Source organism: Cupriavidus sp. 2KB_3, assembly GCF_052115685.1.
GTDB lineage: Bacteria > Pseudomonadota > Gammaproteobacteria > Burkholderiales > Burkholderiaceae > Cupriavidus > Cupriavidus campinensis.
The window spans coordinates 17,168-41,689 of the sequence record NZ_JBFRHD010000033.1 but is presented as its reverse complement, the minus strand read 5'-3'; the positions used below and the strand labels follow the sequence as shown (position 1 = coordinate 41,689).

The window sequence follows — 24,522 nt, the reverse complement described above, 5'->3', positions numbered from 1 at the left end:
GTCCGCCGGAGTCCGCTGGCTGCCTTACACCAGCACGCGCTCGATGCCGCCGGCGTTGGCGCGGGCCACGTACTCGGGCAGCCAGTTCTCGCCCAGCAGGTGCTTGGCCATCTCGATCACGATGTAGTCGGCCGTGACCGAGGCGTCCTCGTTGTAGCGCGACAGCCCCTGCAGGCACGACGGGCAGCTGGTCAGGATCTTCACGTCGCCGGTGAAGCCGTCCGTGCGCAGCTTGTCGGCGCCCTTGCGCATTTCCTCTTCCTTGCGGAAGCGGACCTGCGTGGAGATGTCCGGGCGCGTCACGGCCAAAGTGCCTGATTCGCCACAGCAACGCTCGTTCTTCTCGATCTTGCCAGCGTTGGTGCCCGAGTTTCCGCCCATCAGGTCATTGACCAGCTTGGTCGGATCCATTGTCTTGATCGGGGTGTGGCAGGGGTCGTGGTACATGTAGCGCGTACCGGTCACCCCTTCCAGCTTCACGCCCTTCTCGAGCAGGTATTCGTGGATGTCGATGATGCGGCACCCCGGGAAGATCTTGTCGAATTCATACCCGGCAAGCTGGTCGTAGCACGTGCCGCAGCTGACCACCACGGTCTTGATGTCGAGGTAGTTCAGCGTGTTGGCCACGCGGTGGAACAGCACGCGGTTGTCGCTGACCATCTTCTCGGCCTTGTCGTACTGGCCGTTGCCGCGCTGCGGATAGCCGCAGCACAGGTAGCCCGGCGGCAGCACGGTCTGTACGCCCACGTGCCACAGCATGGCCTGCGTGGCCAGCCCCACCTGCGAGAACAGCCGCTCCGAGCCGCAGCCCGGGAAGTAGAACACCGCCTCGCTCTCGGCCGTGGTCAGCTTCGGGTCGCGGATGATCGGCACGATCTCGTTGTCCTCGATGTCCAGCAGCGCACGGGCCGTCTTCTTGGGCAGGTTGCCCGGCATCTTCTTGTTGATGAAGTGGATTACCTGCTGCTGCACCGGCGGCTTGCCCACCGTGGCCGGCGGGTGCTGGGTCTGCTTGCGGGCGAACTTCTTCAGCACCTCGTTGCCGAGCCGCTGGGCCTTGTAGCCAAGCCCGATCATCGCCGTGCGGGTCAGGTTGATGGTCTGCGGGTTGGTCGCGTTCAGGAAGAACATCGACGCCGCGGTGCCCGGGTTGAACTTCTTCTGGCCCATCTTGCGCAGCAGGTTGCGCATGTTCATGGACACATCGCCGAAGTCGATCTTCACCGGGCACGGCGTCACGCACTTGTGGCAGACCGTGCAGTGGTCGGCCACGTCCGAGAACTCGTCCCAGTGCTTGATGGACACGCCCCGGCGCGTCTGCTCCTCATACAGGAAGGCCTCGATCAGCAGCGAGGTGGCCAGGATCTTGTTGCGCGGGCTGTACAGCAGGTTGGCGCGCGGCACGTGGGTGGCGCACACCGGCTTGCACTTGCCGCAGCGCAGGCAGTCCTTCACGCTCTCGGCAATCGCGCCGATGTCGCTCTGCTGCATGATGATGGACTCGTGCCCCATCAGGCCGAACGACGGCGTGTACGCATTGCGCAGGTCGGCGCCCGGCAGCAGCTTGCCCTTGTTGAAGCGGCCCTGCGGGTCCACGCGTTGCTTGTAGGCGCGGAATTCGCCGATCTCGTCCTCGGTCAGGAACTCCAGCTTGGTGATGCCGATGCCGTGCTCGCCCGAGATCACGCCGTCCAGCGAACGCGCCAGCGCCATGATGCGGGCCACCGCGCGGTGGGCGTCCTGCAGCATGGCGTAGTCGTCCGAGTTCACCGGGATGTTGGTGTGGACGTTGCCGTCGCCGGCATGCATGTGCAGCGCCACGAACACGCGGCCGCGCAGCACCTGCTTGTGGATCTTCTGCGCCTCGTCCAGGATCGGCTTGAACTCGCCGCCGTTGAAGATCTTGCGCAGCTCGGCACGGACCTCGCTCTTCCAGCTCACGCGGATGGTGCGGTCCTGCAGCAGGTGGAACACGTTCGCGTCCGGCTGCTGGTGCAGGCGTTCCTCGAACGCCGGGCCGAGCAGGCCCAGGCCGTGGCCGATCAGCGCGGCGCGCGCGGTGGCGAGCGGCACGTCCAGGTGGTCCTGCAGGTAGCGCCAGCGCGCACGCACCTCGCGCAGCAGCGTCAGCGCGTGCTGCACGCGGTCTTCCAGCAGTTCGGCGCTCGGAATCTCGTTGGCGTCGTCGCTGCGGCCCAGCGGCAGGTTGCCGCGCGCGAAAAACGCTTCCAGCTCGTCGGCCAGCTTGAGCTTGTTCTTGATCGACAGCTCGATATTGATGCGCTCGATGCCGTCGGTGTACTCGCCCATCCGCGGCAGCGGAATCACCACGTCCTCGTTGATCTTGAAGGCGTTGGTGTGGCGTGCGATGGCAGCCGTGCGCGAGCGGTCGAGCCAGAACTTCTTGCGGGCCTCCGGGCTCACCGCGACGAAGCCTTCGCCGCTCTTGCCGTTGGCCATGCGGATCACTTCCGAGGTGGCGCGCGCCACGGCGTCCTCGTCGTCGCCGACGATGTCACCGATCAGCACCATCTTCGGGAAGGCGTTGCGCTTGCTTTTGGTGGCGTAGCCCACGGCGCGCAGGTAGCGCTCGTCCAGGTGCTCCAGGCCGGCCAGGATGGCGCCGCCCTCGCGCTTGGACTCGCCGTCCAGGTAATCCTTGATCTCGACGATGCTCGGAATCGCATCGCGCGGCTGGCCGAAGAACTCCAGGCAGACCGTGCGCACGTGCTTGGGCATGCGGTGCAGGATCCAGCGCGCGCTGGTGATGATGCCGTCGCAACCTTCCTTCTGCACGCCGGGCAGGCCGGCCAGGAACTTGTCCGTGACGTCCTTGCCCAGCCCCTCCTTGCGGAACTTGCGGCCCTCGATGGCCAGCGTCTCGGTGCGCAGCACCTTGTCGCCCGGCGCGCGGTTGCCGTCGGACCACTTCAGTTCGAAGGTGGCCACGGGCACGTCGTGGATCTTGCCGAGGTTGTGGTCCAGGCGCGTGATCTCGAGCCAGTTGCCCTCGGGATCGACCATGCGCCACCAGGCCAGGTTGTCGAGCGCGGTACCCCACAGCACGGCCTTCTTGCCGCCGGCGTTCATCGCCACGTTGCCGCCGATGCACGAGGCATCGATCGAGGTGGGGTCCACCGCGAACACCAGGCCGGCCTTGTCGGCCGCGTCCGCCACGCGGCGCGTGACCACGCCGGCGCCGGAGAAGATCGTCGCCACCTTGTGGTCCACGCCGGGCAGATCGGTCTGCTCGACCGGGCCCAGCTGCTCGAGCTTCTCGGTGTTGATGACGGCCGAGAACGGCGTCAGCGGCACGGCGCCACCGGTGTAGCCGGTGCCGCCCCCGCGCGGGATGATGGTCAGGCCGAGTTCGAAGCAGCCCTTGACCAGGCCGGCGATCTCTTCCTCGCTGTCCGGGGTCAGCACGACGAACGGGTATTCCACGCGCCAGTCAGTGGCGTCGGTCACGTGCGAGACGCGCGACAGCCCATCGAACTTGATGTTGTCCTTCTGCGTGACCTTGCCCAGCACGCGTTGCGCGCGCTTGCGCAGCTCGTAGGCATCGGCAAATTCCTGCTTGAACGACTCGATGGCCTGCTTGGCGAAGGCCACCAGCTGCTCCACCCGGTGCGAGCGGTCCTCGGCGGCCGGCTCGGCGTGCTCGGCACGGTCGGCGGCGCGGCGCTTCTCGATCTCGCTCAGGCGGTGGTGCAGCGCGCTGACCAGCATCTGGCGGCGCTTGGGGTTTTCGAGCAGGTCGTCCTGGAGGTACGGATTGCGGCGCACGACCCAGATGTCGCCGAGCACTTCGTACAGCATCCGTGCGGAGCGGCCAGTGCGGCGCTCGCCACGCAGTTCATCCAGAATGCGCCAGGCTTCCTCGCCCAGCAGGCGGATAACGATCTCGCGGTCCGAGAAGGACGTGTAGTTATAGGGGATCTCACGCAGGCGCGCGGGGGCGTCCTGTGCGGCGAGCTTGGCATCGAGCACGAGTGGGGCGTTCATGGCGGGACCGCTTCCTGCTGCGCACGGGGACAGTGCGCGATTGTCGTTCATTGAAGCGCGATTGTACTGCAACGGCCCGCTTCGCTGCACCGCAACAAGGCATAAGGGGCGGTTCGGTCAGAACCATTGACGGATCGCTTCCCCCACGCCGTGCCAGAACGAGTCCGGAATCCACATCAGGCTGGCCGTCATCACAAGGTAGCGGAAGAACTTGCCGATCGCCATATAACCCAGGCTGGGCCAGAACGGCAGCCGCAGCCATCCCGCCAATGTGCACAATGGATCACCTATAGCAGGCAACCAGGACAGCAACAACGTGGGCGGGCCCAGCCGGCGCATCCAGCGGAAGTATTTGGCGTCCAGCTTGGGCTTGTGCTTCTTCACCGGGTGGCCGCGATGCTCGGCGTGCTCCCGCTCGTGCTGCAGGTGCTGGCGCCGCTGGCGGTAGCGCACCAGCGCCAGCTTGGCGGCGTAGCCGAGCCACCAGTCGATGGCCCCGCCCACGGTATTGCCCACCGTGGCCACGAGGATGGCCGGCCAGAACATGTCCGGGTTGAGCTTGATATAGCCAAACACGGCCGGCTCGGAGCCCAGCGGCAGCAGCGTGGCCGAGACCAGGCTGACCACGAAGATGGCCGGCAGGCCCACGCTGGGCAGGGCGACGGTTCCAAACAGCCAGTCGATGAACGCTTGCATGGTCCGGGGGACGGGTCGATGTGCGCCGGGCCGCCCCATACCGGGGAACCCGCATGGCAGCACCGGGGGTTTTGTGATTTACTGTTAGAGCCGGTTCTGGCCAATCGTTCACGGCCGCGTCGCGGAATTCGCCACGCCGAGCACCGCCGGCAAGACCGGGCCCCAGGCCCGGCAGCACCAATATCACGAAATAGCCGTAGCAACCAAGCGGCAGTACCGCGTCGTGGCCCGTCCCGCGCAGTCGTTCGGGATTTTTGCGGCAGGCCATGCGCGTCCACCCCATATTGGAGACAAGCATGGCGATTGCGATCCGCCTGACGGTCAATGGCAAGCCCGTTGACGCGCAGGTAGAACCCCACACCCTCCTGGTCCAGTTCCTGCGCGAAACCCTGCGCCTCACCGGCACGCACGTGGGCTGCGACACCGCCCAGTGCGGCGCCTGCACCGTCCACCTCGACGGCCGGGCGGTGAAGTCGTGCAACATGCTGGCGCTCCAGGCGGACGGCGCCAAGGTCACCACCATCGAGGGCCTGGCGCCGGACGGGCAACTCCATCCGATGCAGGAAGCGTTCCGCGAGTGCCACGGCCTGCAATGCGGCTTCTGCACGCCGGGCATGGTGATGGCCGCCACCGCACTGCTGCGCGAGCGCCCCAACGCCGACGCCCAGGCCATCCGCGAGCAGCTGGAAGGCAATATGTGCCGCTGCACCGGCTACCAGAACATCGTCCGCGCCGTGCAGCAGGGCCAATCCAGCATGCGCAGCGGCCAGGCCGTCGCCAGTGCGGAATAGGAGCCGACCATGAACGCACCCGAGAAGTTGATCGGCGCGCCGGTCCGCCGCAAGGAGGACTACCGCTTCCTGACCGGCAACGGCCAGTACACCGACGACGTGACCCTGCCACGCCAGAGCTACGCCTGTTTCGTCCGCTCGCCGCACGCCCACGCGCGCATCCGGTCCATCGACAAGACCGAGGCGCTGGCCTCGCCCGGCGTGATTGCCGTGCTCACCGGCGAGGAAATGGCCGCCGACAAGGTGGGCGGCCTGCCCTGCGGCTGGCTGATCCACAGCATCGACGGCACGCCGATGAAGGAACCGCCCCACCCCGCACTCGCGCACGGCAAGGCCCGCCACGTGGGCGACCAGGTGGCGCTGGTCATCGCCGAATCGCTCCAGCAGGCGCGTGACGCCGCCGAGAAGGTGGATGTCGACTACGAGGAACTGCCCGCCGTGGTCAGCCCGGCGGACGCCGCCGCGGCCACCACGCTGGTCCACGACGACGTGCCGGCCAACACCTGCTACACCTGGGGCCATGGCGACAAGGCCGCCACGGACGCCGCCTTCGGCAAGGCGGCGCACGTGACCACGCTCGATATCATCAACAACCGGCTGATCCCGAACGCGATCGAACCGCGCGCGGTCAACGCCAGCTACACGCGCCAGGACGACAGCTACACGGTCTACGTGTCGAACCAGAACCCGCACGTGGAGCGGCTGCTGATGGGCGCCTTCGTGCTCGGGCTGCCGGAGTCCCGGCTGCGCATCATCGCGCCGGACGTGGGCGGCGGTTTCGGCTCGAAGATCTTCCTCTACCCCGAGGACGTGGCGCTGACCTGGGCGTCGAAGAAAATCGGCCGGCCGGTGAAATGGACCGCCGAGCGGTCCGAGTCCTTCCTGACCGACGCGCACGGCCGCGACCACGTGACCAAGGCCGAGTTGGCGCTGGACGCCGATGGCAAGTTCCTGGCCATGCGCGTGCACACGGTGGCGAACATGGGCGCCTACCTGTCCACCTTCGCCAGCAGCGTACCGACCATCCTCTACGCCACGCTGCTGGCCGGCCAGTACGCCACGCCGGCGATCTATGCCGAGGTCAAGGCGGTGTTCACCAACACCTCGCCGGTCGATGCGTACCGGGGCGCGGGCCGCCCGGAGGCCACCTACGTGGTCGAGCGGCTGGTGGAGACCGCCGCGCGCGAGATGAACATCGACCCCGCCACGCTGCGGCGCAAGAACTTCATCCACGACTTCCCGTACGCCACGCCGGTGGGCCTGACCTACGACACCGGCGACTACGAGCCGTGCCTGGCGCGTGCCGAGGAACTGGCCGACGTGGCCGGCTTCCCGGCCCGGCGCGAGGCGGCGAAGCAGCGCGGCAAGCTGCGCGGGCTGGGCTACTCCTGCTACATCGAGGCGTGCGGGCTGGCGCCATCGAACATCGCCGGGGCGCTCGGCGCGCGGGCGGGCCTGTTCGAAGTGGGCGAGATCCGCGTCCATCCCACCGGCACGGTGACCGTGTTCACCGGCTCCCACAGCCATGGGCAAGGCCACGAGACCACCTTCGCGCAGATCGTGGCGGACCGGCTCGGCATCGGGCTGGAGGCGGTGGAGATCGTCCATGGCGATACCGGCCGGGTGCCGTTCGGCATGGGCACCTATGGCTCGCGCTCGCTGGCGGTGGGCGGCTCGGCAATCATGAAGGCGCTGGACAAGGTGGAGGCGAAGGCCAAGAAAATCGCCGCGCATCTGCTGGAGGCGTCCGACGCCGACATCGAGTTCCAGGACGGCGTGTTCCGCGTGGCTGGCACCGATCGCACCAAGACCTTCGGCGAGGTGGCGCTGACCGCCTACGTGCCGCACAACTACCCGCTCGACAAACTCGAGCCGGGCCTGAACGAGAACGCGTTCTACGATCCGACCAACTTCACCTACCCGTCCGGCGCCTATGTCTGCGAGGTGGAGGTGGACCCCGACACCGGCGAGTCGCAGGTGGTCAAGTTCACCGCCGTGGACGACTTCGGCAACATCATCAATCCGATGATCGTGGAAGGCCAGGTGCATGGCGGCATCGGCCAGGGGCTGGGCCAGGCCATGCTGGAGCAGTGCGTGTACGACCCCGACAGCGGCCAGCTGCTGACCGGCTCCTACATGGACTACGCCATGCCGCGCGCGGCCGACCTGCCCGACTTCACCGTGGAGACCGCCAAGGGCACGCCGTGCACGCACAACCCGCTCGGCGTGAAGGGCTGCGGGGAGGCCGGGGCCATTGGTTCGCCACCGGCGTTCATCAACGCGCTGGTCGATGCCCTGGCGCCGCTCGGCGTGCGCGACGTGCAGATGCCGGCCACGCCGCACCGCGTGTGGCAGGCCATCCAGTCCGCACAATCCACATCGGCCTGAATCGGGAGGAAGACATCATGTACGCATTCCAGTTCGAACGCGCCACGGATGCCAAGGCCGCCGTGGCCAAGCTCAAGGCGGACGCCGACGCCAAGTTCCTGGCCGGCGGCCAGAGCCTGCTCGCGGCAATGAAGCTGCGGCTGGCGGCGCCCAGCATGCTGGTGGACGTCTCGCGCATCCCGGGCATGGCGGACATCCGCGTGGAGGGCGACGAGTTGGTCATCGGCGCCGCCGCGCGCCATGCCGACGTGGCCGCCCATGCGGAAGTCATGCGCCGCATTCCGGCGCTGGCGGCCATGGCCAACGGCATCGGCGACCGCCAGGTGCGGGCCATGGGCACCATCGGCGGCTCGCTGGCCAACGACGACCCCGGCGCCGACTACCCGGCCGCCGTGCTGGGCCTCAACGCCACCGTGGTCACCGACCGGCGCAACATCGCCGCGGACAGCTTCTTCAAGGGGCTCTATGAAACGGCGCTAGCGCCCGACGAGCTGATCACGGCGGTCCGCTTCCCCACCCCGGACCAGGCCGCCTACATCAAGTTCCGCAACCCGGCCTCGCGCTTCGCGCTGGTCGGCGTGATGGTGGCGCGCACCGGCAAGCTGGTGCGCGTGGCCATCACCGGCGCGGCAGACAGCGTGTTCCGCGCGCCCGACCTGGAACAGGCCCTGACCGCCAGCTTCACCCCCGCCGCCGCCCGCGCGGTCAAGGTGGACGCCGCCCGGCTCAACACCGACCTGCACGCGTCAGCGGAATATCGCGCGCATCTGATCCCGGTACTGACGGCGAGGGCGGTGGAGCAGGCGTTGAAGGGTTGATGCTTGGCTATGGCCCCCATCCTCCGGGATGGGGAGCAAACAGCCAGCCCTACCCGACTACGACAGGTGCCAGAAATTGGCGCGGTCGGTCCGATAGGTCGCGGCAGCGTTGTTGAAGTAGCACTGGTCGTAGCAGTGGGCGCCGTCCCATAAGGTGGCGTGTCCCTTGGCGTCCGTCCAACCCGATATTTCGAAGACCAGCAGCCCTCGCTGTCCGGCCAGCACGCCGCCGTCGGAAGGCGGATGCGCAACTATCTCCGGCCAGCCCAATTGAAGCCTGAGGTAGTCGAGCACCCTCTCGATGCGATAGAAGTACCAGTTGCCATCCGCACCGGAAACAGTTTCCTTCTTCACAAAGGGGATCCGCGCACCGGTCTGGTTCAGGACGTAGCTGATGCGCACGGCGCAGGTGTTCTCCCAACGCCGCTTCGGATCCGGGTGCAGGATATTGCGCTTCACCATGCCGCCAATCACGTTCGTCACGCGCACAGAGGAATTGGAGGGGTCGTAAATGCGATTGGCCGCAGTCCAGGCAGCATGAAAGGATGGTCTCGTCATCATCGCTCCTTTCGATAGGTCCGGTTCGGACTCGGGACGTAACGCTTGACCTGTTCCTCGAGCGCTTTGCTGTGAAAGAGGTCCAGGCACTTCAGCAGGCGGAATTCCTGGCCCCTCGCATGGCGCTTCAGTCGAGGGTCGTGGTAGTCGCGGGCCAGAAAGCGTTCGATGAGAGGCGGGATCCCATCGTTACTGGATGCCAGGTCGTAGTAGAGCGATGCGCTCAGTTCATCCGCCGTCTGGCTTGCATCGGCCGATGCGGCGGCATCGCCTTCGTATGCCCGGGCGATGCAGCGCACCAGCACCATGTCCTTGTAGTTCTGGCCGTACGTCCGGCCCGCCGCTTGGGGCCCGTTCTCGGAAGCCTCCTTCGCGCGGCTTTCCCCGGTGGCGAGTGCGGCGGCCAGCAATAGCCCAATGCATGTGGATCTTTTCATCGAAAGGCACCCATCTTCAGAACGCCTGCTGAAGCAGATCGACCACGTCGACGCTGACCGGCGTTGTATTGCCGTTCTGGCGGTACACGCCGGCCTTGAAGTACGGAAACTGGTCGTTATGGCTACCGAGCGGCACGATGCTGTCCCGTACGAGGTCCACGGACCTGCCGCCCGGGGGCGTCGCCATGACCGTCAGGGAGGACGTCGGGTCTTCCAGGGTCGGCCATTTCACGCGGACGCGGAACACCATCGGCACGTTGGCGCGGATGACCCCCTCACCCAATTTCTCGCGGTACAGGACGGTGACGGTCTTGCCGTTGTCACAGCGCTTGGTATCCCCCACCCGCACGGTGTTGACGCGGACGTTGCAGCCGGTGGCGTCGCTGTACTGGGTAGGCTGGTTGTGCGCGTCCGTCAGGCTGCTGGTCGCGACGAGGGAGAAGTAGCCGTCCTTGAAGCGGAAGCTCAGCGGCGGCTGGACGCTGCCTTCGAAGCGGGCGCCTTGTTTGATCAGGTCGTTGTAGGCCGGCGCGTTGCGCGGCGAACGGCCTATCTCGCCCGAATTCCGGTTGCAGCTGTTGGCGTCCCGCGTGCTGTAGGGCTTGCAGTAGAGGTCCTTGTCGTCCACGGCGTGGAACTGGGCGACGATGGCGTCCCAGTTGGTGTACGGGGCGCCGGGCGAGTCATTGAAGCGTAGCGTGAAAGCGAGGTCGATCTGGCGTGGGCTTTTCTGCGCGCAGTCTCGAAAGATATCGTGCGCCGCTTCGCGGAAGGCCTGCTCCTGGGGTGACAGCTTGCCGAATTCCGCCGGCGTCAGGAAGCAGTTCGACACCTCCTGCCGGCCGCGCTTGCCGTTCGCCAGCGTGTTGTCCTGGGCACCGAACAGCTGTAGCCGGAGGCCCTGATGGAAACTGTAGCGGGACGCCTTGCCCTTGCCGTTGTTGCCGATCGGCACGACCTGCACCTCCCACCGGGTACCCGGGCGGAAGTACCTGACGCAGTTCCGGTGGTAGACCTGTTCCTGCACGGCATTGTAGTTGCCGAAGAGCCGACGGTGGCCATCCACGCGGCACTGGGCGACTTCCGCCGCATGGAGCGGCGTGGCAGCGCCCAGTAGAAGACAAGGCAAAAGGATGCGCTTCATGGTGTCTTTCCTTCTTTCTGTTCAGCGGGTGACCCGGTCGGACCGGGCCTTGCGCAGCATGACCAGAGGCCGACTTCCCGCCAATCGCAAAACATCGTAAAAAACACCGGACCTGATCTCGCGCAAGTCCCAGCCATTTCGCATACTATTTCCAGAGAAGCGCCCGACTGGCCCCCCACGTATCGCGCCGAGGATCGCCCCCCCATGCTTCCCGCCTCTATCGACGACACCGCCGCCCTGCTGCACCGCCAGCAGTATTTCGCCGACCGCGAGACGGCGACCGTGCTTTATCTCGCCCTGCGCATGCAGCGGCCGCTGTTCCTGGAGGGCGAGCCCGGCGTGGGCAAGACGGCGCTCGCGCAGGCCATGGCGGCGGCGCTGGGTACGCGGCTGTTGCGGCTGCAGTGCTACGAGGGGCTCGATGCCGCCAGCGCGCTCTACGAATGGGATTACCCGCGCCAGATCATGGCGCTGCGGCTGGCCGAGGCGCGCGGCGAGCGGCCCGAGCAGCAGTCGCTCTATCATGACGATTTCCTGCTCAAGCGCCCCCTGCTCGAAGCCCTGCTGCCCGACCCCGCTGCGCCGGGCGTGCCGCGCGTGCTGTTGATCGACGAGATCGACCGGGCCGACGAGCCGTTCGAGGCCTTCCTGCTCGAAGTGCTGTCCGAATACCAGGTGTCGATTCCCGAGATTGGCGTGGTACGGGCCGAGCGGCCGCCGCTGATCGTGGTCACCTCCAACCGCACGCGCGAGGTGCACGACGCGCTCAAGCGGCGCTGTCTCTACCAGTGGATGGGCTACCCGGACCGCCAGCGCGAGCTGGAGATCGTGGCCGCCCGCGCGCCCGAGGCGGCGGTGGCGCTGCAGCATCAAGCGATCGACTTCATCCACCGGCTGCGCGGCATCGACCTGTTCAAGGCGCCCGGCATTGCCGAGGCGATCGACTGGTGCCGCGCGCTGGCCGCGCTGGGCGTGACCGAACTGGACCCCCAGTCGGTGCGCGACACGCTGGGCGTGCTGCTGAAATACCAGGACGACCTCGCTCGCGCCGATGGCCCCACGGTGGCCGAACTGCTCGCCGGTGCCCCGCCGGAGCGCTAGCGCCATGCCGCACGCTACCCCGGCCACCCCGGCCCTCCCCATGCTCGCGCGCAACGTCACGCATTTCATGCGGCTGTTGCGCGATGCCGGCTTCGGGCTGTCGCCGGCGCATGCCGTGGATGCGCTCGACGCGCTGCGCCACATCGATATCGGCGCGCGCGGCGAGGTGCGCGCCGCGCTGGCCGCGCTGGTGCTGTCCGGCCCCGACCAGCGCCCGCTCTTCGACGCCGCCTTCGACCTGTTCTGGCGCGACCCGGACTGGGAAGGCAAGATGCGCGCGATGCTGCTGCCGCGCGTGGATGCCGGCGCGCCGCCGCCCAGGCGCAGCAACCGGCTCGCCGATGCCCTCGCCGCGCGCCAGCCGCCGCCATCGCCCGGCCAGCCCAACCCGCCCGCCCGCGAGGAGCGCTTCACCGCCCCGCTGACGTTTTCCGATCAGGAGCGACTGGCTCAGCGCGATTTCGAGACGCTGACCGCCGAGGAATGGCGCGCGCTGCAACACCTCGTGCGCACCCGGCGCGCCCATCTGGCGCTCCAGCGCACGCGCCGGCTGCGCGCCGCCGCCGGCGGCACCCACGCCGACCTGCGCGCCAGCGCGCGGCTGGCCGTGCGCCAGCATGGCGAATGGCTGCGCTGGAAATACCGCAAGCATGCCGAGCGCAAGCCGCCGGTGGTGCTGCTGCTCGACATCTCGGGCTCGATGAGCCAGTACTCGCGCGCGGTGCTCTACTTCTGCCACGCGCTGATGCAGTCGCGCGAGCGCATGCACGTGTTCCTGTTCGGCACCCGGCTGACCAACGTCACGCGGGCGCTGCGCGAGCGCGATCCCGACGAGGCCGTCGCGCTCATCACCGGCCAGGTGCGCGACTGGGCCGGCGGCACGCGCATCGGCGCGGCGCTGGCGCAGTTCAACCGCCAGTGGGCGCGCCGCACGCTGTCCGGCCGCGCCACGGTGCTGCTGGTCAGCGACGGCATCGATTTGGAACACATCGACCTGCTCGACGCCGAGATGGCGCGCCTGCGCCGTTTTGCGCACCGCATCATCTGGTTGAACCCGCTGCTGCGCTACGCCGGCTTCTCGCCGCAGGCGCGCGGCATGCAGGCCATCCTGCCGCACGTGGACGCGCTGCGCCCCGCACACAACCTCGACAGCCTGTTCGCGCTCGAATCCCTGCTGGCGGACGACGCGCGCCGGCCCTTCATCCCAACGCCCAAAGGAAGCCCCCCATGGAGATGACCCAGACCCAGCGCCTGCCCGTGCCCCGTGACGTGGCATGGGGAGCCTTGAACGACACGGACGTCCTCAAGCAATGTATTCCGGGATGTGAGAGCATCGAGCCCGATGGCGAAAACGCCTACCTGCTGGCGATGACCGCCGCGGTGGGGCCGGTCAAGGCGCGCTTCAAGGGGCGCATGGTGCTGAGTGACATCCAGGCGCCGGAAAGCTATACGATCCAGTTCGACGGGCAAGGTGGCGCGGCCGGCTTCGGCAAGGGCACCGCCCGTGTTTCACTGGTGGATCAAGGCGACGAGACCGACCTGACCTATGTGGTGCACGCGCAGGTAGGTGGCAAGATCGCGCAGATTGGCTCGCGGCTGGTGGATGGCGCCGCGCGCAAGCTGGCCGAGGCCTTCTTCACGCGCTTCACTGAGGCGGTGAGTGGCGGCAAGGAAGCCGAAGGCCAGGCAGTCAACGAGGAAGCCGACGCCGCGCAAGCGGATGGCGGCGATGAGCAACAAGGTAGCGAGAAGCGGAAACGATCATGGACAGCGTGGATCTCGAAGTCCTGAAGAGCAGCGTGCGGTGGCAACAGGCGCACCACGGGGTATTGCTGGTGACGGTGGTCAGAACCTGGGGCTCGTCGCCGCGCCCGGAAGGCGCGATGCTGGCCGTGCGCGATGACGGCCTCGTGGTCGGCTCGGTCTCGGGCGGGTGCATCGAGGACGACATCATCGACCGCGTGCGGCGCGAGGGCATCCACGCCAGCCGCCCGGAGGCGATCAAGTACGGCATCAGCGCCGAGGAAGCGCACCGCTTCGGCCTGCCCTGCGGCGGCACCATCGAACTGGTGGCGGAGCCGCTCAAGGCTGCCAGTGGCATCGCCGAACTGCTCGATGCCGTGGAGAGCGGCCGGCTGGTCGCGCGCACGCTCGACATGGCCACCGGCGCCGCCACGCTCGGGCCGGCGCAGGCCACCGACGGCCTGGCGTTCGACGGTGACAAGCTGCTGACCATCCACGGTCCGCGCTACCGCATGCTGGTGATCGGCGCCGGACAGTTGTCGAAGTACCTGTGCCAGATCGCCGTGGGGCTGGGCTTCCACGTCACGGTCTGCGACCCGCGCGAGGAATACACCGAAACGTGGGACATCCCCGGCGTGACGATGGTGCGCACGATGCCCGACGACACCGTCATGGACATGAAGCTCGACGAGCGCAGCGCGGTGATCGCGCTCACGCACGACCCCAAGCTCGACGACCTGGCGCTGATGGAGGCCCTGCGCACGCCAGCCTTCTACGTGGGTGCGCTCGGCTCGCGCCGCAACAACCAGGCGCGCAGGGAACGCCTCAAGGAGTTCGACCTCACCGACCTGCAACTGGCCCGCCTGCACGGCCCGGTGGGCATCTACATCGGCAGCCGCACGCCGCCCGAGATCGCCATCTCGATCCTGGCCGAGGTCATCGCCGCCAAGAACCACGTCTCGCTGCCGGACATCCTCCAGGTGGAAGGCGCCAAGGCCGCGCGCGAGATCGCCGCGGGCGAGGCGGAATGTCCCGTGCTGCCGGCCACGGCCACGGTCACGGCCACACAGTCATGAAGAAGCCCGCACGCGCCCCGCTGACGCCGACCGACCTGCCGGTCGGCATCCTGCTCGCCGCCGGTTTCGGCAAGCGTTTCGATTCCACCGGCACACGCAACAAGCTGCTGGAGGTACTGCCCGACGGCCGCACCGTGGCGTGGCGAAGCGCGCGCACGCTGGCGGCGGCGCTGCCGAATTCGATTGCGGTGGTGCGGCCCGGCAACGCGGCACTGGCCGAGGAACTGCGGCGCGGCGGCTGCCGCGTGGTGGAGGCGCCCGATGCCGAGGCTGGCATGGGCGTGGCGCTGCGCGCCGGCGTGGCGGCCACCGCCGAGGCACGCGGCTGGGTGGTGGCGCTGGCGGACATGCCGTGGCTGCCGATGGAACTGGTACGCGCCGTGGCGCTGACCATCACCACGCCGGAAACCATCGCCGCGCCATGGCGCGACGGCAAGCGCGGCCATCCTGTCGGCTTCGGCGCCGCCTGGCGCGATGCCCTGCTGAAGCTCGACGGCGACGAAGGCGCACGCGCCTTGCTGACCGACCAGCCGGTCACCCGCATCCTGACCGAGGATGACGGCCCGTTCCGGGACATCGACACCCCGGGCGATCTGGCGCCGCACGGCAAGTAAGCCGCAGGGCGGCTTCATCGTCCAGACGGTCTTAGCCGCCCTCGGTCTCCATCAGCGTCCGCAGGTATTCCCGGCTCCACCAGTGCACGTCCTGCTGGCGGATACGCTCGAGCAGCTTTTCATGCCGCGCCCGCCGTTCAGCCAGCGGCATGTGCAGCGCCTGCTGCACCGCCTGCGCCGTGGCGCGCGTGTCGTACGGGTTCACCAGCAGCGCTTCCTTGAGTTGCTCCGCCGCGCCGGCAAAGCGGGACAGCACCAGCACGCCCGGGTCTTCGGGGTCCTGCGCGGCGATGTATTCCTTCGCCACGAGGTTCATCCCGTCGCGCAGCGGCGTAACCAGTGCCACGCTGCTGGCACGGCACAGCCCCGGCAGCCGGCGCCGCGAGGTGGAGCGGTGGATGTAGCGCACCGGCATCCAGTCCAGCTCGCCATACTCACTGTTGATGGCCCCGGTGATGCCCTCCATGTCGCGCCGCAGGTCGGCATAGGCATCGACCGATTCGCGCGAGGGCGCCGCGATCTGGATCAGCGTGGCGCTGGAGCGGTTCTCGGGGTACTCCGCCAGCAAGACCTGGAACGCCTTGAGCCGCTGCGGCAGTCCCTTCGAATAGTCGAGCCGGTCGATGCCGAGCAGCAGCCGGCGCCGCGCGTACTGGTGGCGCATCATCTCGTAGGTCTCGCGCGCCTCGTCGCCGCGGCCCAGGTCGATGAACTCGTCCACGTCGATGCCGATCGGGAACGCCTGCGCGCGCACCGTGCGGTGGAAGGCGCGGAAGCGGTACTCGCCCATCGGCTCGGCGCTGGCCTCGCCCTGCACGTAGCGTGAGAAGTGGTCGAGATCGGCCTGGCTCTGGAAGCCCAGCAGGTCGTAGGCGAACAGCGCCCGCATCAGCCACTCGTGCTGGGGGATGGCCGCGAGGATCAGCGGCGGCGGCAACGGAATGTGGAGGAAGAAGCCGATGCGCTGGCTACAGCCGATGGCGCGCAGCTCAGCCGCGAGCGGGATCAGGTGGTAGTCGTGGATCCAGATCACGTCGTCCGGCTTGAGCAGCGGCGCCAGCTTGCGCGCGAACAGCTGGTTCACGCGCCGGTAGGCGTTCAGGTTGCCGCCCGCGTCGAAGTCGGCCAGATCCAGCCGGTAGTGGAACACCGGCCAGAGCACGCCGTTGCTGTAGCCCAGGTAGTAGGCGTCATAGTCTTCGCGGCTCAGGTCCACCGTGGCCAGCGTCACGTTGCCAGCCTGTGAGATGTGCAGCTCGCCCTCGCCCGGCGTGCCGCCGTGGCTGGGTTCCACCGCGCGGCCGCTCCAGCCGAACCACAGGCCGCCGGTCTTGCTCAGCGCCTCGGAGAGCGCCACGGCCAGGCCGCCCGCCGCGTGGTTGCGCGGGTCGGCAACCCGGTTCGATACCGCTACAAGTCTTCCCATAGATCGCTTCTTGTTGTTGCCAATCCTGTCGTCAAATCACCGAATCCCACGGGGCGGAAAGCCGCATGGCGCCGTTGATCAGGCCGACCATCGAGTAGGTTTGGGGGAAATTGCCCCACATCTCTCCGGTGACCGGGTGTGTGTCTTCCGAAAGCAGCCCCAGCGGGTTGCGCGAGGCCAGCATGGCCTCGAAGATCTCGCGCGCCTCGTCGCGGCGGCCGATGCGGGCCAGCGCGTCGATGCGCCAGAACGTGCAGATGTTGAACGCCGTCTCGGGCTTGCCGAAATCGTCGGGCGCCTCGTAGCGGCGCATGTACGGGCCGTCGCACAGCGAGGCCTCCAGCGCCTTGACCGTGGAGACGAAGCGCGGGTCCTTCGGGTCGATGAAGTTGACCTCGGCCATCAGCAGCACGCTGGCGTCGAGTTCCTTCCCGCCGAAGCTCTCCGCGAAGGCCTGGCGCGACTCGCTCCAGGACTCCTCCAGGATCTGCTTCTTCATGCGGCTGGCGTGGTCGTGCCAGTAGGCGGCGCGCGCCGGCTGCCCGAGCGCGTCGCCGATCTTGGCCAGCCGGTCGCAGGCGGCCCAGCTCATCAGCGCCGACGAGGTGTGCACGCGCGCCCGGGTGCGCAGCTCCCACATGCCGGCGTCCGGCGTGCCGAACACGCGCACGGCCTGCTCGCCGACTTCCTCCAGCCGCGCATATTCGGCCGGCCCGCCCCGGTGCAGCAGGCGATGGTCGTGGAACGCCTGCGCGGCGCCGAGCACCACGTTGCCGTAGACATCGTGCTGGAAATGCTCCTGCGCCTGGTTGCCCACGCGCACCGGCCCCATGCCGCGATAGCCCGGCAGGTGATCGAGAATGCTCTCGGGCAGCTCGCGCTCCAGCCCGATGCCGTACAGCGGCTGGATATGGCCATCCTGCGACTGCATCACCACGTTGGAAAGCCAGCGCAGGTAGTCCTCCATCGTGCCGACTTCGGACAGGCTGTTCAGCGCGCGCACCACGAAGAAGGCGTCACGCAGCCAGCAGAAGCGGTAGTCCCAGTTGCGGCCGCTGCCGGGGGCCTCCGGCATGCTGGTGGTCATGGCGGCGACGATGGCGCCGGTTTCCTCGTACAGCGACAGCTTGAGCGTGATGGCGGCGCGGATCACCGCGTCCTGCCACTCGCGCGGCACGGCCAGGCGACGCGTCCAGAGCCGCCAGTACGAGGTGGTTTCCTGCTCGAAGTCCCGCGCGGTTTCCTCCACGCCCTGCGTCAGCGTCTCGTCCGGGCCGAGGATGAAGTTGTAGCCGCGCGTGACCAGGAACGGCGTGTTGGAGAGCACGTAGGCCAGCGGCGCGTCGGTGGTCATGCGCAGCGTCATGTCTTCGCCGATAAAGCGCGCATGGCTGCTGCCGCGCGTCATCTGCGGCTTGTTGCGGCCCCAGTTGAAGCGCGGCGCCACGGTCACACGCACGCGCGGCGCGCCGCGCACCGGGCGGATGCGGCGTACCAGCGTCAGCGGCCGGAAGTAGCGCCCAAGGCGGAAGAAGCGCGGGCAGAAATCGGTGATTTCCAGGCAGTTGTCGTGCTTGTCGATCAGGTGCGTGCGCAGGATGGCCGTGTTCGGCTCATACCACTGCGTGGCCTCGACGAAGTCCTCGATCTCGATGGCCCAGTGGCCGGCGTTCTCGCTCGGGTCCAGCAGCGCGTTGAAGACCGGGTCGCCGTCGAAGCGCGGCATGCAGCACCAGACGATGCGGCCCCGGCCATCGACCAGCGCCGAGAAGCCGCAATTGCCGATCATGCCGAGCGAGAGCGACGGGTCGGCGTAGCGGCACGAGGTGTCCGAGTCGGTGTTGACTGCCGGCGCCTCGGGCCGCTGCGCGGCGTTGGCGGCATCGGCGGAATCTGTGTGATCAGTGGCAGGCTGGTTCACAACAAATCCTCCCTTAAGGTCGGTGTGATGGTGGGGTCCCTGGGTGTCGCATCCGGGGCGGCGTCCCGGGTGGCCATCCAGTGCGTCAGTGCGTGGGCCGATTCGTGCAGCCAGCCGCGCAGTGCGTCGGGGCTGGCCAGCATCGCCGTGGCGGCTGTGGCGCGCTGGCCCACCAGCAGGCCCACGCCGCCCAGTTCGCGTACCACGACGAAACCGGCCTCGTCGGTCACGTCATCGCCGGCAAACAGCGGCATGCGGCCCGCGAACGGTGGCGTGCGCATGAAGGCCGCGATGGCATCGCCCTTGTCCACGCCAGCCGGCTTGATCTCGACGACCATCTTGCCGGGCAGCGCCTCCAGGCCGGCCGCGTCGCGCAGCACGTCGGCCACGGCGGCACGCACCAGCGGCTCCAGTTCCGGCACCTGGCGATAATGGATGGCCACGGCGACGGATTTCCGTTCGAGTTGCAGGCCGGGGTGCCGGGCCACCAGCGCCTCCAGGTGCGGCAGCAAGGCGCCGATGCCGGGCGCCGGGGGCGTGATGATCCGTTCGCCGCCATTGCGGAACTCCGCGCCGTGAATCCCGGCGGCGGGCAAACGCAAGGGTTGCAGGAAGTGGTCGAGCTCGGCCACAGGCCGGCCCGAGATGATGGCCAGCGCGCCGTCCAGGCAGGTATGCAACGCACGCAGCGTGCCAACCAGTTGGGGCTCTACCTGCACCAGGTCGGGGCGCGGCGCGAGGTCGGCCAGCGTGCCGTCGAAGTCCAGGAACAGCGCGATATGGGGTTCGATTAGGGGTAGCGGGGGCATCGCGTTAAACCGTAACACGTGTGTTTGACGAGCGTCCACCCGATGCTGTCCTACATCGCGGCCCGGACTGGCTGTGGCGCTTTCGGCACCCACGCCGACACGCCACGCGCCGGCGCGGCGCTACCGGGCACGTTCCGCCCGCATCACGCCAGTGCCGCCCGGATGGGCGCCATCCATTATCATTGGCGGTTTCCGCCGAATTTTCCGGCTTTTTTTGCCCGCGCCTTGCCGCCCGACTATCGCGCCCCGCCCTGCCCATCATGACCGCCAAAACCGCAAAGACCGCCAAGCCAGCCCCCGCCACCAAGGCCTCCCGCGCCGCCACGCCCGACTACCTGCGCAAGATCCTCACCGCCAAGGTGTACGACGTGGCGCAGGAAACCGAGCTGACCTACGCGCACGCGCTGTCGGCCCGCACCGGCAACGCGGTCTGGTTCAAGCGCGAGGACACCCAGCCGGTGTTCTCGTTCAAGCTGCGCGGCGCGTACAACAAGATGGCGTCGCTGACGCCTGACGAGCTGAAGCGTGGCGTGATCGCCGCTTCCGCCGGCAACCACGCGCAGGGCGTGGCGCTGTCGGCGGCGCGGCTCCAGTGCAAGGCGATTATTGCGATGCCGACGACCACCCCCCAGGTGAAGATCGATGCGGTGCGCGAACGCGGCGGCGACTGGGTCAAGATCGTGCTGCACGGCGAGTCCTACAGCGACGCCTACCTGCACGCGGCGGAACTGGAGCAGAAGCACAAGCTGACCTTCATCCACCCGTTCGACGACCCGGAGGTCATCGCCGGCCAGGGCACCATCGCCATGGAGATCCTGCGCCAGCACCCGGGCCCGCTCCACGCCATCTTCGTGGCGATTGGCGGCGGCGGGCTGATCTCGGGCGTGGCGGCCTACGTCAAGGCCGTGCGGCCGGAAATCAAGGTGATTGGCGTGCAGACCTTCGACTCGGACGCGATGAAGCGCTCGGTGGAAGCCGGCAAGCGCATCGAACTGAAGGACGTGGGGCTGTTCGCGGACGGCACCGCCGTGAAGCTGGTGGGCAAGGAAACCTTCCGCATCACGCGCGAGCTGGTGGACGAGATCATCCTGGTGGACACCGACGAGATCTGCGCCGGCCTGAAGGACGTGTTCCAGGACACCCGCAGCATCCTCGAGCCGTCCGGCGCGCTGGCCGTGGCCGGCCTGAAGCGCTACGCCGAACGCGAGAAGCTCAAGGGCGAGCAACTCGTGGCGATTGCCTGCGGCGCCAACATGAACTTCGACCGCCTGCGCTTCGTGGCAGAGCGCGCCGAGGTGGGCGAGGCCCGCGAGGCCGTGTTCGCCGTGACGATTCCCGAGGAGCGCGGCAGCTTCAAGCGCTTCTGCGAGCAGGTGGGCACGCGCAGCGTGACCGAGTTCAACTACCGCATCGCCGACCAGGGCGTGGCGCACATCTTCGTGGGCGTGCAGATTGCCAGCCGCGCGGAGAGCGACAAGATCGCCGCCAACTTCCGCCGCCACGGTTTCGACACGCTCGACCTCTCCAACAACGAGCTGGCCAAGCAGCACATCCGCTACATGGTGGGCGGCCGCTCGCCGCTGGCGCACGACGAACTGCTGTTCCGCTTCGAGTTCCCGGAGCGGCCGGGCGCGCTGATGAAGTTCCTGTCGAGCATGAGCCCGAACTGGAATATCAGCCTGTTCCACTACCGGAACCAGGGCGCCGACGCCTCCAACATCCTGGTGGGCATCCAGGTGCCGAAGAACGAGAAGCGCGCCTTCCGCGACTTCCTTTCCACGCTCGGTTACGTACACTGGGACGAGACCGACAACCCGGTCTACAAGCTGTTCCTGTCCTGAGATCGCGATCATGACGCTCCCCGAACACTCGCCGCTGGGCAAGCCCTCGGCCTACAAGACGGAATACGATCCGACGCTGCTGTTCCCGATTCCGCGGCAGCCCAAGCGCACCGAGATCGGCCTGGCCGAAGGGCGCGCGCTGCCGTTCTTCGGCGTGGATATCTGGAATGCCTACGAGGTGTCCTGGCTGAACCTGAAGGGCAAGCCGCAGGTGGCGCTGGCGACCTTCATCATTCCGGCCGATACGCCGAATATCGTCGAGTCGAAGTCGTTCAAGCTGTACCTGAACTCGTTCAACCAGAGCAGGATCGCCTCGGCCGAGGCGCTCCAGCAACTGCTGCACCACGACCTCTCCGAGGCCACCGGCGGCACGGTGCAGGTGCGGCTGGTCACCGAGGCGGACCTCGGCACGCAGAAGATGGGCGAGCTGGACGGGCTGCTGCTGGACCGCCTGGACATCGAGACCGACATCTACGAGCCGGACCCGACCCTGCTGTCGGCCGACCAGGACGAGACGCCGGTGGAGGAGTCGCTGGTCTCGCACCTGCTCAAGTCGAACTGCCTGGTCACCGGCCAGCCGGACTGGGGCAGCGTACAGATCCGCTACGTGGGGGCGCCGATCGACCAGGAGGGGCTGCTCAAGTACCTGATCTCGTTCCGCAATCACAACGAGTTCCACGAGCAGTGCGTGGAGCGGATCTTCACGGACGTGATGCGCATGTGCAAGCCCGTGAAGCTGGCCGTGTACGCGCGCTACACGCGCCGCGGCGGGCTGGACATCAACCCGTTCCGCACCAATTTCAACACGCCTTGGCCGGACAACCGGCGCAACGCGCGCCAGTAAGGCAGCAAGGGGGCAAGCGCCCTCAAAACTCCGCGTGTGCGCGGATGCCGTAGAACTTGGCGGGTCCGCGGTCCCGGTTGTAGCCGGGATTGCGGATGTACTGGAAGTCCGGGCTCAGGCTCAGGGTCTTCCAGACCGCGAAACTGTAATAAATCTCGAACACTTGCTCCGGGCCGTAGCGCAGCGCGCCATCGCCCAGGAACGCGCCGAGGCCGCCCGCCGCCAGATAGTTCCGGTGCGATGAGCCAAGCATGTTCGCCGCCACCGCCACGCCCACCTCGTCGTTGGGCCGCCCCCATGCCGTGCCCTTCAGCGTGCCGCCGCCGGCCACCTGCCGGCCGATCTCGGTGAAGGCGTAGGTTTCGGTCTTGTCGTCAGACATATTGGCGCGGAAGAACACCCCCAGCGCATCGGTCACCTCCTGCACCATCGCCACGCCGATGCCGAGCTTGCTGTGCTCGCGCCGCACGGCGGCGAGGTCCGGCGTCACGCCATTGGCCTGCCCGTAGGCGATGGCGTCGTTGAACGACCCCATATTGGCCTGGTTCCGCCACAGCAGCAGCCGCGCCTGGCCCGGGCGCCCGGCCAGCGCGTAGCGCTTTTCCAGTTCGAGGACATCGCCGTAGTGCTGAAACAGCCGCGTGTCCAGCTCGCGCCCGTTTGACTCCAGCGGCAGCAGGAAGTGGCCGAAGCGCGCCGACCAGCCATCGCCGATGTACTCCAGCGCCGCGCCCCAGTTATAGCCGCGCGAATCGGCCGGATAGTCGAACGAGCCGTGCGTCATGAACGACCAGTTCATGAACTGCGTGCGCGGGTCCGAGCCGTACGGATTCTGGTCGAATACGTCGATCACGCCGAAGTTGCCGGCGGTCAGCACCACCCGGCGCTTGTCCACGGTGCGGGCGAACTGGTTGAAATCCGATTCGAGTTTCTCGTCCCCGCCGCCCAGGCCCCAGGTCTGGCGGATAAAGGCGCGCGCGCGATAGAACTTCGGGCTGGTGCTGGCCGTCTTGGCCAACTCCCCGTTGGACAGCCCGCCCAGGCCGTGCAGGTCCGAGAACGGCACGCCCTGCGCCACTTCCGGGTTGAAGTGGAACTCGGCGCCCTGCCAGAGCCGCAGGCCAAGGTCGAGCGTGCCCGTGAACGAGTAGCTCTTGGCGCGCTCGGTGGTCAGGCTGTTCTCGCCCGAATACGCGGCGCCAAAGGACGGCTTGCGCTGCCATATATAGGTGGTCTGCCCGTGGATGGCGAACGGGCTTTCGGTGTCGGGCTCGGCGGCGGCAGGGGCGGGGGCAGCGGCAGGCTGGGCAACGGCGTCCTGGGCGAACGCGCCGGGCGCGGCGGCCAGCGTCGCCCAGGCAAGGCCGGCGCAGGCCATCAGTCGGAAACGCGGCATCGGGAAAATCGGCTGGGACGGATGCGCCACAGCGGCCATCCGAAACTGGCGCGAAGCATAGCCAAGCCCTCCTGACGTGTCTACCGTGGTTGTTGCAACGCACCAAAAAAAGCACGGTGCCCCCACGTCGACTTTGTAACGTGCCTTGAATTAATTAATTCGAAAATTAATATTCAGCCGATACGAACCGCTGCGCCGATGCCAACCCAGCCGCCCAACCTACCCAAAGCTACGGCCAGCCCGGACGCCCGACGTCCGGGCCGTCCCGCCGCCGCCCGCGCCGATGCCGGCCAGCGCGATCGCCTGATCGAAGCCGCCGTAACCCTGTTCGCCAGACATGGCGTAACCGCCACATCGACCAAGGCGATTGCCGCCGAGGCCGGCGTGACTCCGGCGCTGGTCCATTACTACTTCCGCGAGCGCGAGCAGTTGCTGGAAGCGGTGTTCGAGGAACGGCTGCTGCCGCTGGTCGATCAGGTCTTCAGCGGCGCCCCGCCCGCCAGCGATGGCCCGCCGCCTGATGTGAGCACGCTGATCCAGGGCCTTGCGGGCCGGCTGATCCGGGTGGCGTCGGCCACGCCGTGGTTTCCGGGGCTGTGGATCCGCGAGATCGTCGGCGTCGAGGGCCAGTTGCGCGAACGGCTGGTGCAGCGCGTGGCCACGCAGCGCGCCACGCTGATCACCGGCCCGTTGATGGCGGCGCAGGCGCGCGGCCAGCTCAATCCGGGCCTGGAGCCCGCGCTGGTCATGGTCTCGCTGATCGGCCTGACGCTGCTGCCGCTGGCCACCACCCATATCTGGCAGCGCCTGCCCGGCGCGGAAGCCATCGACACCGACACGCTGGTGCGCCACGTGACCGCCCTGCTGGCCCACGGGCTGTCCGCGCCCGCATCCCCTTCGTCGACCTAACGCCA

General features: G+C 67.8%; 21 protein-coding genes. 12 read left to right on the top strand and 9 right to left on the bottom strand.

Annotated features, from left to right (window positions below):
* Positions 1 to 24: 24 nt before the first annotated feature.
* Both AB4120_RS26585 and AB4120_RS26580 read right to left on the bottom strand, forming a co-directional pair.
* A complete protein-coding gene (locus AB4120_RS26585; RefSeq protein ID WP_149136738.1) occupies positions 25 to 4,005 on the bottom strand; it encodes a DUF3683 domain-containing protein in 3,981 nt (1,326 codons plus the stop codon).
* A gap of 117 nt (positions 4,006 to 4,122) precedes the next feature.
* On the bottom strand, positions 4,123 to 4,701 hold the full coding sequence (locus AB4120_RS26580) for a YqaA family protein (RefSeq protein ID WP_144203160.1): 579 nt from the start codon (positions 4,699 to 4,701) through the stop codon (positions 4,123 to 4,125).
* A gap of 296 nt (positions 4,702 to 4,997) precedes the next feature.
* Between AB4120_RS26580 and AB4120_RS26575 the strand changes: the two genes are divergently transcribed.
* From AB4120_RS26575 to AB4120_RS26565, 3 genes are read left to right on the top strand one after another with little or no spacing between them, the layout of a single operon-like run.
* Positions 4,998 to 5,492 carry a (2Fe-2S)-binding protein gene (locus AB4120_RS26575; RefSeq protein WP_149136740.1) on the top strand — a complete coding sequence of 165 codons (495 nt, stop codon included), beginning with the start codon at positions 4,998 to 5,000 and terminating at the stop codon, positions 5,490 to 5,492.
* 9 nt (positions 5,493 to 5,501) lie between these two features.
* Complete coding sequence (locus AB4120_RS26570) at positions 5,502 to 7,880, top strand: xanthine dehydrogenase family protein molybdopterin-binding subunit (protein WP_149136741.1); 2,379 nt, start codon at positions 5,502 to 5,504, stop codon at positions 7,878 to 7,880.
* Between the two features lie 17 nt (positions 7,881 to 7,897).
* Positions 7,898 to 8,698 (top strand): FAD binding domain-containing protein, encoded by an 801-nt coding sequence (locus tag AB4120_RS26565; protein ID WP_144203151.1) that lies wholly within the window; start codon positions 7,898 to 7,900, stop codon positions 8,696 to 8,698.
* A 57-nt stretch (positions 8,699 to 8,755) separates the two neighbouring features.
* Here AB4120_RS26565 and AB4120_RS26560 read toward each other — a convergent pair whose 3' ends face one another.
* From AB4120_RS26560 to AB4120_RS26550, 3 genes are read right to left on the bottom strand one after another with little or no spacing between them, the layout of a single operon-like run.
* Positions 8,756 to 9,259, bottom strand: a complete 504-nt coding sequence (locus AB4120_RS26560; protein ID WP_262389486.1) for a type VI secretion system amidase effector protein Tae4 — start codon at positions 9,257 to 9,259, stop codon at positions 8,756 to 8,758.
* Positions 9,256 to 9,666, bottom strand: coding sequence for a T6SS amidase immunity protein Tai4 family protein (locus AB4120_RS26555; protein WP_187645086.1), 411 nt, complete (start codon positions 9,664 to 9,666; stop codon positions 9,256 to 9,258). The genes AB4120_RS26560 and AB4120_RS26555 overlap by 4 nt, the downstream gene beginning before the upstream one ends.
* A gap of 43 nt (positions 9,667 to 9,709) precedes the next feature.
* Complete coding sequence (locus AB4120_RS26550) at positions 9,710 to 10,837, bottom strand: hypothetical protein (protein WP_149136743.1); 1,128 nt, start codon at positions 10,835 to 10,837, stop codon at positions 9,710 to 9,712.
* A gap of 204 nt (positions 10,838 to 11,041) precedes the next feature.
* Between AB4120_RS26550 and AB4120_RS26545 the strand changes: the two genes are divergently transcribed.
* The 5 genes from AB4120_RS26545 to AB4120_RS26525 are packed head-to-tail and all read left to right on the top strand — an operon-like array spanning position 11,042 to position 15,371.
* Positions 11,042 to 11,938 (top strand): AAA family ATPase, encoded by an 897-nt coding sequence (locus AB4120_RS26545; RefSeq protein WP_144203141.1) that lies wholly within the window; start codon positions 11,042 to 11,044, stop codon positions 11,936 to 11,938.
* A gap of 4 nt (positions 11,939 to 11,942) precedes the next feature.
* The gene (locus tag AB4120_RS26540; protein ID WP_441643041.1) at positions 11,943 to 13,175 is read left to right on the top strand and encodes a vWA domain-containing protein; all 1,233 of its coding nucleotides are present in this window, start codon (positions 11,943 to 11,945) and stop codon (positions 13,173 to 13,175) included.
* Entirely contained in the window at positions 13,166 to 13,729 is a 564-nt protein-coding gene (locus tag AB4120_RS26535) for a CoxG family protein (protein WP_149136744.1), read from the top strand. The genes AB4120_RS26540 and AB4120_RS26535 overlap by 10 nt, the downstream gene beginning before the upstream one ends.
* Positions 13,702 to 14,757 carry an XdhC family protein gene (locus tag AB4120_RS26530; RefSeq protein ID WP_149136745.1) on the top strand — a complete coding sequence of 352 codons (1,056 nt, stop codon included), beginning with the start codon at positions 13,702 to 13,704 and terminating at the stop codon, positions 14,755 to 14,757. The genes AB4120_RS26535 and AB4120_RS26530 overlap by 28 nt, the downstream gene beginning before the upstream one ends.
* A complete protein-coding gene (locus tag AB4120_RS26525) occupies positions 14,754 to 15,371 on the top strand; it encodes a nucleotidyltransferase family protein (protein WP_149136746.1) in 618 nt (205 codons plus the stop codon). Before AB4120_RS26530 ends, AB4120_RS26525 begins: the two co-directional genes overlap by 4 nt.
* 31 nt (positions 15,372 to 15,402) lie before the next feature.
* Here the strand turns inward: AB4120_RS26525 and AB4120_RS26520 are convergent, their stop codons facing one another.
* From AB4120_RS26520 to otsB, 3 genes are all read right to left on the bottom strand, one after another.
* Positions 15,403 to 16,797 (bottom strand): alpha,alpha-trehalose-phosphate synthase (UDP-forming), encoded by a 1,395-nt coding sequence (locus AB4120_RS26520; protein WP_092291779.1) that lies wholly within the window; start codon positions 16,795 to 16,797, stop codon positions 15,403 to 15,405.
* Positions 16,798 to 16,828: 31 nt separating this feature from the next.
* Complete coding sequence (locus AB4120_RS26515; protein ID WP_149137590.1) at positions 16,829 to 18,586, bottom strand: glycoside hydrolase family 15 protein; 1,758 nt, start codon at positions 18,584 to 18,586, stop codon at positions 16,829 to 16,831.
* A 128-nt stretch (positions 18,587 to 18,714) separates the two neighbouring features.
* On the bottom strand, positions 18,715 to 19,527 hold the full coding sequence (otsB, locus tag AB4120_RS26510; protein WP_149136747.1) for a trehalose-phosphatase: 813 nt from the start codon (positions 19,525 to 19,527) through the stop codon (positions 18,715 to 18,717).
* Between the two features lie 42 nt (positions 19,528 to 19,569).
* On the opposite strand from otsB, the gene AB4120_RS26505 reads away from it, so the two are divergent.
* Genes AB4120_RS26505 through queF form a run of 3 tightly spaced genes read left to right on the top strand, consistent with a single transcriptional unit; the run spans position 19,570 to position 22,212 of the window.
* Entirely contained in the window at positions 19,570 to 19,791 is a 222-nt protein-coding gene (locus AB4120_RS26505) for a hypothetical protein (RefSeq protein WP_441643040.1), read from the top strand.
* Positions 19,788 to 21,368, top strand: a complete 1,581-nt coding sequence (gene ilvA, locus AB4120_RS26500; protein WP_441643039.1) for a threonine ammonia-lyase, biosynthetic — start codon at positions 19,788 to 19,790, stop codon at positions 21,366 to 21,368. Before AB4120_RS26505 ends, ilvA begins: the two co-directional genes overlap by 4 nt.
* A 10-nt stretch (positions 21,369 to 21,378) precedes the next feature.
* On the top strand, positions 21,379 to 22,212 hold the full coding sequence (gene queF / locus AB4120_RS26495) for an NADPH-dependent 7-cyano-7-deazaguanine reductase QueF (RefSeq protein WP_149136748.1): 834 nt from the start codon (positions 21,379 to 21,381) through the stop codon (positions 22,210 to 22,212).
* Between the two features lie 22 nt (positions 22,213 to 22,234).
* On the opposite strand, the gene AB4120_RS26490 is transcribed toward queF, so the two are convergent.
* A complete protein-coding gene (locus tag AB4120_RS26490; protein ID WP_441643038.1) occupies positions 22,235 to 23,608 on the bottom strand; it encodes a carbohydrate porin in 1,374 nt (457 codons plus the stop codon).
* 198 nt (positions 23,609 to 23,806) lie between these two features.
* Between AB4120_RS26490 and AB4120_RS26485 the strand changes: the two genes are divergently transcribed.
* Entirely contained in the window at positions 23,807 to 24,517 is a 711-nt protein-coding gene (locus tag AB4120_RS26485; RefSeq protein WP_149136749.1) for a TetR/AcrR family transcriptional regulator, read from the top strand.
* Positions 24,518 to 24,522 lie beyond the last annotated feature (5 nt).